The 12,406-nt window shown below is 46.9% G+C and carries 9 protein-coding genes; 6 read left to right on the forward strand and 3 right to left on the reverse strand.

Annotation, left to right across the window (positions count from 1 at the left end):
- The first annotated feature begins 43 nt into the window (after nt 1-43).
- The gene (locus M1K58_RS25410; RefSeq protein WP_256761690.1) at nt 44-850 is read left to right on the forward strand and encodes an alpha/beta fold hydrolase; all 807 of its coding nucleotides are present in this window, start codon (nt 44-46) and stop codon (nt 848-850) included.
- A 37-nt stretch (nt 851-887) separates the two neighbouring features.
- Nucleotides 888-1,862, forward strand: coding sequence for a sensor domain-containing diguanylate cyclase (locus M1K58_RS25415; RefSeq protein ID WP_256761691.1), 975 nt, complete (start codon nt 888-890; stop codon nt 1,860-1,862).
- Between the two features lie 63 nt (nt 1,863-1,925).
- On the opposite strand, the gene M1K58_RS25420 is transcribed toward M1K58_RS25415, so the two are convergent.
- The 3 genes from M1K58_RS25420 to M1K58_RS25430 form a co-directional block, all read right to left on the reverse strand.
- The gene (locus tag M1K58_RS25420; protein ID WP_256761692.1) at nt 1,926-5,279 is read right to left on the reverse strand and encodes a DEAD/DEAH box helicase; all 3,354 of its coding nucleotides are present in this window, start codon (nt 5,277-5,279) and stop codon (nt 1,926-1,928) included.
- A gap of 129 nt (nt 5,280-5,408) precedes the next feature.
- A complete protein-coding gene (locus M1K58_RS25425) occupies nt 5,409-5,729 on the reverse strand; it encodes an ArsR/SmtB family transcription factor (RefSeq protein ID WP_256761693.1) in 321 nt (106 codons plus the stop codon).
- A gap of 119 nt (nt 5,730-5,848) precedes the next feature.
- Nucleotides 5,849-7,009: an ROK family transcriptional regulator gene (locus M1K58_RS25430; RefSeq protein ID WP_256761694.1), complete on the reverse strand. Its 1,161-nt coding sequence runs from the start codon at nt 7,007-7,009 to the stop codon at nt 5,849-5,851.
- Between the two features lie 202 nt (nt 7,010-7,211).
- Here M1K58_RS25430 and xylA point away from each other — a divergent pair, with 202 nt between their 5' ends.
- From xylA to M1K58_RS25450, 4 genes are all read left to right on the forward strand, one after another.
- On the forward strand, nt 7,212-8,528 hold the full coding sequence (gene xylA / locus M1K58_RS25435) for a xylose isomerase (protein ID WP_256761838.1): 1,317 nt from the start codon (nt 7,212-7,214) through the stop codon (nt 8,526-8,528).
- Between the two features lie 96 nt (nt 8,529-8,624).
- The gene (gene xylB / locus M1K58_RS25440) at nt 8,625-10,121 is read left to right on the forward strand and encodes a xylulokinase (RefSeq protein ID WP_256761695.1); all 1,497 of its coding nucleotides are present in this window, start codon (nt 8,625-8,627) and stop codon (nt 10,119-10,121) included.
- Between the two features lie 193 nt (nt 10,122-10,314).
- Nucleotides 10,315-11,082 (forward strand): ABC transporter ATP-binding protein, encoded by a 768-nt coding sequence (locus M1K58_RS25445; protein WP_256761696.1) that lies wholly within the window; start codon nt 10,315-10,317, stop codon nt 11,080-11,082.
- Nucleotides 11,082-12,377: an ABC transporter permease gene (locus M1K58_RS25450; protein WP_256761839.1), complete on the forward strand. Its 1,296-nt coding sequence runs from the start codon at nt 11,082-11,084 to the stop codon at nt 12,375-12,377. The genes M1K58_RS25445 and M1K58_RS25450 overlap by 1 nt, the downstream gene beginning before the upstream one ends.
- Nucleotides 12,378-12,406 lie beyond the last annotated feature (29 nt).

The raw sequence follows: 12,406 nt of genomic DNA on the forward strand, positions 1-12,406 counted from the left end.
TCCAATGGAAAATAATGAATTTAAACAGCGAGAGGTGACTGTTATGGCAACGAATATTATCGCTCGAAATAACGTCAAAGTATTCGGTAAGGGAGAACAGCCGATTGTGTTCGCGCATGGCTTCGGTTGCGATCAAGAGATGTGGCGTTATGTCACACCAGAGTTCGAAGAAAATTATCGGGTTATTTTGTTCGATTACGTAGGTTCGGGAGAGTCGAGCTTGAATGATTACGATCCGGTAAGATATGGTCATTTGAATGGGTATGCGCAAGATGTACTAGAGATTGCGGAAGCATTGGAGCTTCGAAATGCAATCTTCGTAGGACACTCGGTCAGCGGGATGATTGGGATGCTTGCTTCCATAGTCAATTCCGATTATTTCGATCATCTGATTATGCTTGGACCGTCTCCTTGTTATCTCAATGAGCTTCCAGAGTATTATGGAGGATTCGATAGAAAAGATATTCAAGAGCTGCTAACGATGATGGAGATGAATTTTACAGGCTGGGCTAGCTATCTGGCACCTATCGTTATGAATAATCCTGAACGTATGGAATTGTCGGACGAGCTAGAGCAGAGCTTCTGCTCCAGAGATCCGGTTATCGCTCGTCAATTTGCTGAAGTAACCTTCTACTCCGATTGCCGCAGGGAGTTGAATAAGGCAAGCGTTCCGTCTCTTATCCTACAATGCTCCGACGATAGCATTGCTCCAAAAGAGGTTGGGGATTACTTGCATGAACATCTTAAGAACAGCACATTACAACTCATGCAGGCCAAAGGCCACTACCCACATTTGAGCCATCCGGAAGAAACTTCGCAATTAATTAAAGAATATTTGACGAGCGCATGATTCGTTATTTATAGGGAAAGGGCTGTGCTGAGGCCTAATGGATGATCAGTTAAATTTTGCTCCGTGCGGATTTTTTACTCTTTCGAATACGGGTGTTATTACAGAGGTCAATCATTCGCTGCTAAACCTGCTTCAATATGAACGCAGCGAACTGGTTAATCAACATATCGAAACGATAATGACCGTCCCGAATAAAATTTTTTTCCATACTTATTTTTATCCGTTCATTCAGCTCAATGGTTACGTCAATGAGATCTATCTCACCTTTAGGAATAAGAACGATCAAGGCGTTCCAGTACTCTTAAATGGGGTCCGTAAGGAGCGCGGTGGAGAACAATTCATTGATTGTGTATTAATCGAGATGCGCAAGCGAATTGAATATGAGAGAGAGATGCTCAATTCTAAGCGAAAGCTTGAAGAACTAAATCAAGAAAAGGATTTAGCACATGAGACGTTGAAAGCTCTGCACACGGAGCTTGAGTTGAAGCAGGCTGAGCTGATCCAGTTAAACCAGCAGCTTGAGACACAGGCATCGACGGATGGACTAACGGGTGCAAGGAATCGGAGGTTTTTCCAGGAAAGCTTGGCGGCGAGCATCGCTTTGTTTAACCGAATATCTATTCCGTTCTCGCTCATGCTTCTGGACATCGATTTTTTCAAACGGATTAATGATACTTACGGCCATCCCGTCGGGGATGAGATCCTCATCCGATTAGCTCAGACGATGCAAGAGCAGTCTAGGGAAATCGATATCGTAGCGAGATATGGGGGAGAAGAGTTCGCGATTATTCTTCCAGATGTGAATCGGGACAATGCTCTACAAGTTGCCGAGAGGTACCGACGGACAATTGAGCAGGCGGAGTGGGGCGAATATAAGATTACGATTAGCATAGGCATTGCGACTGTTACGAGCGAAGACACGGCTGAGACGTTACTAGTTAAAACGGATCAAGCACTTTATGTCTCGAAGAGCAGAGGCCGAAACCGAGTCACTCACTCCGATGATGCGTAGGAATACATAGAAAAGCCCCGTTTCCGGGGCTTTTTTTAATGTGTGGTATGTGATCATCTCTTGCTATCCGATCATCAGGATGTCCCGGATTTCTTCCTCGGTAAGAGTAGACAAAGCTTCCTGGCCTGGCTGGATCACTTCATCGATTAGATTTTTCTTCCTTTGCTGAAGTGCGTACATTTTCTCCTCGACCGTACCTTGAGCAATGAGCCGCAACACTTGTACGACGTTCTTCTGTCCCATGCGATGCGCTCGATCCGCCGCTTGCTGCTCTACGGCAGGATTCCACCATAGATCATAGAGAATGACGGTATCTGCTCCAGTCAGGTTTAGACCCGTTCCTCCGGCCTTTAAGGAGATGAGGAACAAATCACGCTCTCCCTCATTAAATCTGTTGCATAGCTCGACGCGATCAGAGGCCGGGGTTGAACCATCAAGGTAGAAATAAGGGACTCCCTGATAGCCAAGCTCCCGCTTGATCAAACCGAGCATCTCCGTAAATTGTGAGAATACGAGCATCCTCTTGCCGGAGCTGCGGCATTCCTCCACGATCTCCATCAATTGCTCAAACTTGGCTGAACTGCCTTCGTAGTCTTCTACGAACAGGGCCGGGTGGCAGCATAGCTGCCGGAGCCGGGTTAAGCCCGCTAATATTTTAATGCGGCTTTTATTAAAGCCATCCTCGTTCAAGTGCTTCAAAGTTTCCTTCTGAAGCTTGGCTAGATAAGCCATATACAACTTTTTCTGTTCCGGCAGAAGCTCCGAAGCTTGAAGGGATTCAATCTTATCTGGCAATTCCTTCAATACGTCGGTTTTGAGCCGTCTGAGCAGGAACGGACGAACACGCTTGGCGACAGTTTCCCTCGTCAACTCGTTAAACGATCTTCTGTCCTGGAACAACTCGGGGAAGACGGCATCGAATATCGACCAAAGCTCTTCGATGCTATTCTCTATTGGAGTTCCAGTGAGAGCAAATCGGTAGCGTGCCTGAATTTCTTTGACCGCTTGTGCGGTTTGAGTGGTGTGATTCTTGAATGCTTGAGCCTCGTCTAGAATGAGCGTATGAAAAGCTGGAATGGCATAAGAGTCAACATCTCTGCGTAACAACGGGTAAGAAGTGATGACGACGTCTGTTTCGGATAATTGCTGCAGCACACGGCTGCGATCCTCTTTACTCCCATCGGCGATGATCGCACGGACTTCGGGAGCGAATTTCTTGAGCTCATTGTACCAGTTGTACATGAGGGAAGCAGGGCATACGATGATCGCAGGGAGCTGTTGTTCTCTGATCTCAGGCAGCACGGAGACGACATAGGTTATGCTTTGTAGCGTTTTCCCTAAGCCCATATCATCCGCCAGAATGCCTCCAAATCGGTAGTGAGCGAGCGTCTTCAGCCATTGATAGCCAAACTTCTGATAGTCGCGCAGGATGGAAGTGAGACTATCCGGGACGGTGAAGTCCAGGTTGTCCGGATTTCTCATATTATCAAGCAGCGCACGAAATGATTTGCTTAACTTGACAGCATTACCTTGCTTGTCAGCATCCATGAGGTGAAGCGCACGAACGATAGGGAGGCGGAATTCCGTTCCCTTGAGCCCCCCTTTGGGTACTCCTATTTCATTCATGAAGCGATTGATTTCTTGAAAATCGATGCTTTCCAAGGGGAGCAATGCCCCGTTAGCTAGCTTATAATATTTGCGCTTCTCTTCGAGTGACTTTAGCAGATTCCGGATTTCTGTTTCGGGAATTCCTTCGATTTCGAACTTACACTCTAGCCAATCCGTACGTTCATCCACATCAACCCTAATCCTAGGAGGGGTATGTCCAATATGAAGCCGCGCTTTTACGGCTGAGGTGGCATAAACTTGAAGCAGCTTCTCGAGATGTGGAACGATATGATATAGAAATTCATACTCCCCGTCCTCATCGTCCATGAAGTATCCACTTTCTGTCTTGGCGAAATTACTTAGCTCCATGAGCTCAAGTATTCGCATTTCCTGGTCACCATCTCGCATAAGAATGCGGTCGGTGTCGCGTTTCTGGTTAGTTCCTTCCAATGGATTGATCACGATATCCCCATAATGAAACTCTAACCCAGCAAGCAGTCGATCCCTTACCCGATCCAAGTAAAGCTTGGCTTTGAGTGGGGAATGCACGATGCGTTCAGATACGGATTGGGCGATATGAACACTGCCCAGCTTCATGAGACCGGGGATAACCTGCTCCATGAAAGGCTCCATCTGCTCAGGTAATATCCGAATATGGCTTCTGTTAGAGGTATCGAGCATTTGCTTCAACTCTGACAGTCGGGCACAATGCTCGGATTTCAGCTTTATCAGCTTCCCTTCAGAAAGAACAATATTGTAAGCGTCCATGACGATAATCTGATCCAAGCCAACGACATCTAATTGATAGCCTTCACTTCCCCCGGCAGCCTGATCTCGGTCGAAGTCGAATTGGAGTGGCACAGGTCCATTAGTGACATGGATTCCCTCATAAAAGCGGTTATTATACTCAAGCTTGATATTAGGTGCTTGAGCCATCAAGGGGACAAGAAGCTCCCACGAAGAAGGGGGAATGAGGAGTATTCGATCTCCACTCATATGGCTCGCGTGCGCAGAATAGATGCTGGACGTTTCGCGATACATTTTCTCGTTGTGATATATATCTATTAATTGCCTGATTACAGCATCATTTTCTTTGGAGAAGCCGTGTAGCTCTGGCTCATATATGAAGTTTTTAGAAAAGGTGTAGGACTTATTACGATGTATCTGATCCAGTAATTCTCTAATTTTGCGTACGATGTACAAGCGTTTCGAGCCGACCTTCAGTTCGATGCCGAACATATATTTTCGGTATCCATATGGGAACGGGCTTAAGATGAATTCTACGTCCAAGAGCTCTCTCGTGTCGAATAGGTGTCTTACGGAGCTTGAACGTGCCGGTTTGTTCCCGAACAGGCCTAGCATTCCGTTCGTAAGCCCGATATCCCCGTCCGTTATGCCGGGAAAAGTCCGTGCTGTATTCACAGCGAATCGTGGCGTCAACTGATCTTTGCCGGTTGAACCCGATGGACCGTTCTCTGGTGATAGCATGGAAGTATAAGAGCGGGTAGGAGATTTACCCACGTTCTGAATGTCATGGATATTGAGCAGTACAGCAGCGATATGCTTGCAGTATTTAGGTGACGCTTCAAATACCGGACAGTTACACTCTGCATCGACATCCCCGTTGGAATCGATAACGACTTTAACGTGGTAGTCATTGTTCCCTTTAACGGTAGCACAGTAATTAGACGCCTCAGAATCAAAATCTGTGATCGTTACTTTACGCGCTTGGTAGTCCATTTCTCCTCTTTCATATGCAAATGGGCCACATAATAATTTGATGACCCGTTTAGTCAGTTGAAAGCTCATTGCCATGCTCCTGCCTTTTACATTCGTATTTGTTCTGCACAGAGGTTGTTCAGTTGACGGATAAAAAGCTTGATTGAATGAGCCGTTAGGTTGCATTCAATCAAGCTAGGTAAAAGGAATGGATTAGAGCTAGTTTCGTCCAGGCAAGCCAGACAGCGAACGGAGGCGTTCTTTCCGTCCAGGTAGCTGAGATAAGAAAATACGCAGGTCAGGGAAATCATCTAAATTCAAGGAATAAAATACCCATTGTCCACGCTTGTCTTCCCTTACCAAGCCTGCACTTTTTAACCTACGAAGATGTTGACTAGCATTTGGCTGACTTGTACCTAGTAAACCTACGATATCTCCAACGCATAAATCTCGTTCTTGCAGAAGCCCTAGTATCGCTAATCGTGTTCGATCGCCTAATAACTTCAGAAGCTCCGCCATCTCTGATAGCTTATCGCTCATCTCGCCAACCTCGTCTCTAGAGTTATGATCATTTAACCTAAGAGCATCAATGAATTTGTATATAACTATATATTAATTTATACCATAAATTATGATAGAGATAAAGCAGCATCACTCACCTAAGTCGCCTTCACGCGCGAGAAGAATCCTGATATGGTCATCTCAGCAGCCCCCATCATAGAGGAACGTTCTCCTAGCTCTGCAAACAGGAGCTGGACATTGCGTAAGTGAAAGCCGATGGCACGCTGCACGACGGTTTGACGTACGATATTTTCCAGCCATGGACGAGCTTGACTCATCCGATTGCCGATAATGACAGCGTCAGGATTAAACATGTTAACAATATTGGCGATGCCGATTCCTAGATATTCACCAATACTCGCGAATAGCTCCAATACTTCTGGTTGCTCCGCGGCAGCCGCATCTAGTAAAGCTTCCAGATCCTCGAATCCGAGAACGGCGGCTTGCTCCAGCAATGCTTGCTCCGAAGCATACATCTCCCAGCAGCCACGGTTGCCGCAAGTACAGCTCTTCCCATGTGCCTCGATAGATAGATGCCCCATTTCACCGGAAAAGCCTGATGCGCCTTTGTAAAGTGACTTTTGTAGGATCAAACCTGTCCCGATCCCGATGCCAACACTGACATAGATCAAATGATTGATGGTACGCCCTGCACCGTATTTCTGTTCCCCTAGCGCACCCATGTTGGCTTCATTATCTATCGTGACGGGTAGTGAAAAGCGTTCAGTTAACCATCGTTGCAGAGGAACGTCTCGCCACTTCAGATTGGGAGCGAACAGAATACTCCCACTGTCATCAACGAGACCAGGTACACCGACGCCGATGCCAACAACACCAAAAGGGCTATCCGGTGCTTCAGCAACGAGAGCTTCGATACAACCACACAACTGTTCGAAGGCTGCTGCGGGCTCCGGATCCCGAAGAGAGGAGGTACGTTCCGCAATAATGGTCCCTCGCAAGTCTGTGAGTACCCCGCGGATATAATTTACACCCAGATCAATCCCAATCGCATAACCAGATGTTGCAATAAATTCAAGCATGACAGGCTTACGCCCACCGCTAGATTTGCCCGTTCCAATTTCTTCGACCAAATGACCATCGATTAAATCTTGGACAAGGCTAGATACGGTCGCTTTGTTCAGACCGGATTGTTCAGAAATTTGCGCGCGGGATAGAGGTGCTCCCCGCAATATGAATTCGAGCACGATGGCTGTATTGATTCTCTTAATTAAGGCTTGATCGCCTGTTGGCGTCGTCATATCAAGAAGCGACTCCTTATTCTATAAGTTGTTCAGCTGTTTATTTCAAGGAATATGCTTGCGAAGTTCTTGTTGATATCATACCACATTAGGTTAGGATTCCCTGAAATAACTTAGTTTATTGGATAGACAAACTAAGTATAAGCATGATATGCTGAGGTCAGTTAATAATTTGATATCGCTTACAGGGAGGCAACATATGATGAGCAAGTTTCCTAATGTTCCTAATATTCAGTACGAAGGACGTACTTCGAAAAACCCATTCGCATTCAAGCACTATAACCCACAAGAGGTTATATTCGGTAAGACTATGGAGGAGCATCTTCGTTTCGCGGTTGCTTACTGGCATACTTTTAACGCAAATGGCGGAGATCCGTTTGGTGCGGGTACGGCAGTTCGTAGCTGGGATTCTTTGTCCCCTTTGGATAGATCGAAAGCTCGTGTAGAAGCTAACTTTGAATTGCTAGAAAAATTAAATGTTCCTTTCTATGCATTCCATGATGCAGATATCGCTCCTGAAGGCGCAACTTTAGCGGAGACGAACAAGAATCTCGATGTCATCGTAGCTATGCTTAAGGACTATCAGAAGTCGACAGGCAAGAAGCTATTATGGAACACTGTAAACTTGTTTACGAACCCACGTTACGTTCATGGCGCTAGCACAACGAACAATGCGGAAGTGTTCGCTTATGCTGCCGCAACACTCAAGAAAGGTCTTGAAGTGGGTAAAGAGCTTGGCGCCGAAAACTATGTTTTCTGGGGTGGCCGCGAAGGCTACGAATCCCTACTCAACACAGACTTGAAACTGGAGCTCGATAACTTGGGACGCTTCTTGCATATGGCTGTTGATTATGCGAAGGAAATTGGCTTCGATGCTCAGTTCCTGATCGAGCCTAAACCGAAAGAGCCATCTAAGCACCAATACGATTTCGATGCGGCTACAGCAATTGCATTCTTACAAACCTACGGTCTGAAGGATCAATTCAAGCTTAACATCGAAGCTAACCATGCGACTCTTGCTGGACATACCTTCGAGCATGAGCTGCGTACAGCACGCATCAATGGAATGCTTGGCTCAATCGATGCTAACCAAGGCGATATGCTGCTCGGTTGGGATACAGATGAGTTCCCGACGGACCTCGTATCTACAACGCTTGCCATGTTCGAAATTCTTAACAATGAAGGCGGAATCGGTCGTGGCGGCGTCAACTTTGACGCTAAAGTACGTCGTTCGTCATTCGAAGACGAGGATTTGTTCTTCTCCCACATTGCAGGTATGGACACTTACGCTCGCGGCTTGAAAGCAGCAGCGAAGCTGATCGAAGATCGCGTGCTTGATGATATTGTCGACAACCGTTACCGCAGCTTTAACGATGGCATTGGCGCGGAGATCGTATCCGGCAGAGCTACGCTGAAGTCTTTGGAAGCTTACGTTCTGCAAGCTAAACCAATCCGTAACGAATCCGCTCGCTTGGAACAAATCAAAGCGACTTTGAACGACGTCATCTTCAGCGTATAAACAGATCAGGCATCTGGTGGCCTAAGCGGCACAACCATTCCGCCCCCCGGAAGGAACCGGCGGGGCGGATTTCCATATGAGGAGATGAACACCCCCATGAAATATGTCATTGGCGTTGATTTAGGAACGAGCGCTGTGAAGACGTTGCTTATCGGACAAGATGGTACATTGAAGGCAGAGGCAACTAAAGAGTACGCGCTCTATCATGATAAAGCAGGTTGGAGTGAGCAGGATCCTGAGGATTGGGTGACGGGTACGACGGAATCCCTTCAAGATCTGATTGCTAGCTCGGGTGTAGACGCTGCTGACATTGAGGGAATAAGCTTTTCCGGGCAAATGCACGGTCTTGTGCTTTTGGATGAGAATAATAAACCCGTGCGCAGAGCAATCCTATGGAATGATACGCGTACAACGGAGCAGTGTCGAGAGATCGAACGTGTATTAGGCGACAAGCTTCTAACCGTCACTCGTAACCCTGCGCTCGAAGGATTCACGCTACCTAAGATTCTTTGGGTGAAACAGCATGAGCCGAGTGTATTTGCACAAGCAAGCCGTTTCCTATTGCCTAAAGATTATTTGCGTCTACGCCTGACGGGTACCCTGCATATGGATCTCTCAGATGCTGCAGGGACATTGCTGTTAGACATCGCAGGAAAGAGCTGGAGTGCGGACATAATGTCTGCCTTTGAGATACCTACCTCGTTCTGTCCAGCACTCGTTGAGGCTGGCGCTTATGTCGGTACGATATCTGAGCAAGCTTCTCATTCGTCCGGATTAACGACAACGACGAAGGTATTTGCGGGTGGTGCTGATAATGCTTGTGGTGCGATTGGTGCAGGTATTCTATCGCCAGGATTAACGCTGTGTAGCATCGGAACTTCCGGCGTCATCCTTACTTATGAAGCGGATGCTACCGCGGATTATGAAGGTAAAGTACACTTCTTCAATCATGGTAAAGAAAATGCATTCTACGCGATGGGTGTTACGCTGGCGGCTGGTTATTCCTTGAGCTGGTTCCGCAATACGTTCGCTAAGGGTGAGTCGTTCGATGCCATGCTTGAGGGTATTGGCGACATTCCTGCGGGATCTAAGGGATTGTTGTTCACCCCCTACATCGTCGGTGAGCGTACTCCGCACGCGGACGCGAAAATTCGCGGTAGCTTCATCGGAGTAGACGGAAGCCACACACGTGCGCATTTCGCCAAAGCGGTCATGGAGGGAATTACCTTCTCACTAAACGAATCCATTGCCATGTTCCGTGCTGCTGGTAAGACGGTCGATACGATCGTATCTATCGGTGGTGGCGCCAAAAATCCGTTATGGCTGCAAATGCAAGCGGATATTTTTCAGGCAAACGTTGTATCGCTCGAGAATGAGCAAGGACCGGGACTTGGAGCGGCGATGTTAGCAGCGGTTGGAAGCGGCTGGTTCCCGAGTCTGGATGCTTGCGGGGAAGTTTTCGTGAAGCATGCACAGGTCTATCATCCTAATGAAGAGGCAAGCAACTCATACGAGCAGCTGTTCCGTATCTATCAACAGGTATATGCCCACACCATGGAAACGAACCACGCTTTATATGCTTTTCGAAACTAAATTTTTAAGCTAAAATGAATTTAGGGATAGGGTTGCCTCCCTTTTCCTTAAAAAGCCTCCGAATTTCCTGGCCGATAACCTGGAGGAGGCTTTTTTTCTGTTACATCCGTACGCTGGATATGGAAGAAACCGTAAACTCGTCCTTTTCGTATAAGTAGGTAGATTGGCTTGCGTAAATTAGGAGGATGGGAAAATGGACAATGAGACATTGCCACTTTTTCGGGCGGATATTGAAGAAGCGGGATATGAGCCGGGGCATCCTATTGTTCGGGATGTGATCATAAGTGTGAAGGCCGGTGAGAGGGTCGGATTGTTAGGGCCGAATGGAGCCGGGAAGAGTACCCTCATGAAGGGAATATTAGGTCAACTCCCCCATTGGAAGGGGGAATTATATTGGCGTGGAGAGGAAGAGGCGAGCAGCGGAGGATTTGAGATGTCGTCGCGGATCGCATACATTCCAGAGCAGCCCATCTTATACGAACGGATGACTTTATGGGAGCATCTTGTGCTTGTAGCTGCAGCGGGAAGTATTCCGGAGGAGCTGTTCCGAGAGCGAGCAGAGAAATTGTTACGCAGATTTCGCCTCTATTCTGTTAAACATGAGTATCCTGTTCGATTCTCCAAAGGTATGCAACAGAAAACAATGCTTATTATTGGCTTCCTGATGAAGCCTGAGCTTTATTTGGTGGACGAGCCATTCATAGGATTAGATCCAGGTGCTGTGCTAGAGTTGCTCGAAGCATTGGACGAGGAAAGAAGTCGTGGAGCCTCCGTGTTGCTCACAACACATGTATTGGACTCTGCGGAGCGCTTGTGTGATCGTTTTGTCCTTGTTCATGATGGAGGAGTCGCGGCTTCCGGGACATTAGAGGATATTAGAATTGCCGCAGGATGTGGGCCGGATACGCGATTATTCGATTGCTTTCACAAGCTTACCGAATACGATGAGGTGCAATCGTGATGCAAGAGCGGCATGATGATGAATTTCGAATCCATCGATTTAGCCCTTATCGTCTATTCATAGAACGAGTATCCGCTTATTGGGTATCCATTTGGAGATGCTGGCGGACGGTATTGGATTGGACTGTGTGGCTGTATATATTCATTCCCGGGATATTAATATTTAGCGGGATGTATCGAGATGTGTTGCGTAATCCCCCTGAATGGCTTTTCGAAATTCCAATAACCATTCTTTTAGCTCTTCTCGGGCTGCTGCAGCTTTCGGGAAAGCTGAGGACTTTTGCTGAGCCGGGTGACGGATTGTTTCTACATCGCAATGTAAAATGGGTACGAGGGATGACGAAGGCCGGATTTGTTTATGGACTTGTTATTCGATCGGTCATTTCTTCCGTATTTATCGCCATTATTGCGCCATTATTGCTTCACATATTTAATATGACTGCAGTATATGTTAGCGCTCTGATCATTTATTCCGTAGTCTGTGGCTTCCTATGGATGATGATAAGTGATCAAGTGATGCGAATGTGGAGAGGCTGGCAACGAACGCTTGTATTTCTTACGGCTAGGTCAATCTTTATGGTTGTATTTGTTTGGATCGCAACGATTGGTGAGCATCGAGTTGTCATTCTAGTGGGGGTAAGTGTACTTGTCATCGTAGTTGCAAGCTGGCTAATGCGTTTGCGAATACGGACTAAAGGAACGCTCTTGCATGAAATTTCTGTGGAAAATGCAGCATACGTGGCGAGTGTAGGATGGATACTTAGAGACACGATGGAGAAGAAGCCTGTTCCTAGGCTGCGGAGGCCAATGCTCTTCAAACAGTCTCAGCCATTGGTGAGGCATCGGGATGATACATATAGGCTGTTAGATAGCTGGTTCAAATCAATATTACGCCGATATGATCTACTGAAGCCACTCTTGTATTTTACAGGCTTTGGGTCGGCAGCGGTATTATTGCCTCCGTTCATAGTGGCAGTAATCATATGGCTAGTATTGCCTTTACTCTTGTTGAGTTCTTTGCAACGACAATGGGAGCAATGGTTATCCGAACCGTTCATTGCCTTATTTAAGTGGCGGGATGATCTACTCGAAGAAGCATCTAAGAAGGCAAAAGTCTGGAGCGCACTACCTACGGTAACGTTGTGGGCAATCATTATCGGAGTTAAGTCTGGACTTGGCTATGGGGGGATGGGGTGGCTAGCCATTGTCATTGTCCCTATTGCCGGTTATTTCTGGTTGACATTCATTAACGATATCCTCTCATCCTTTAGTGCTATCCGGCGAAAAAAGGAATAAAAGACACTTCATGATGGAAAACCTATGCG

It is taken from the genome of Cohnella sp. WQ 127256 (assembly GCF_024519285.1).
Lineage (GTDB): Bacteria > Bacillota > Bacilli > Paenibacillales > Paenibacillaceae > Cohnella.

Coding starts and splice junctions, on each gene's coding strand:
- M1K58_RS25410 (WP_256761690.1), top strand. CDS start 44: ATGGCAACGAATATTATCGCTCGAAATAACGTCAAAGTATTCGGTAAG.
- M1K58_RS25415 (WP_256761691.1), top strand. CDS start 888: ATGGATGATCAGTTAAATTTTGCTCCGTGCGGATTTTTTACTCTTTCG.
- M1K58_RS25420 (WP_256761692.1), bottom strand. CDS start 5,279: ATGAGCTTTCAACTGACTAAACGGGTCATCAAATTATTATGTGGCCCA.
- M1K58_RS25425 (WP_256761693.1), bottom strand. CDS start 5,729: ATGAGCGATAAGCTATCAGAGATGGCGGAGCTTCTGAAGTTATTAGGC.
- M1K58_RS25430 (WP_256761694.1), bottom strand. CDS start 7,009: ATGACGACGCCAACAGGCGATCAAGCCTTAATTAAGAGAATCAATACA.
- xylA (WP_256761838.1), top strand. CDS start 7,212: ATGAGCAAGTTTCCTAATGTTCCTAATATTCAGTACGAAGGACGTACT.
- xylB (WP_256761695.1), top strand. CDS start 8,625: ATGAAATATGTCATTGGCGTTGATTTAGGAACGAGCGCTGTGAAGACG.
- M1K58_RS25445 (WP_256761696.1), top strand. CDS start 10,315: ATGGACAATGAGACATTGCCACTTTTTCGGGCGGATATTGAAGAAGCG.
- M1K58_RS25450 (WP_256761839.1), top strand. CDS start 11,082: ATGCAAGAGCGGCATGATGATGAATTTCGAATCCATCGATTTAGCCCT.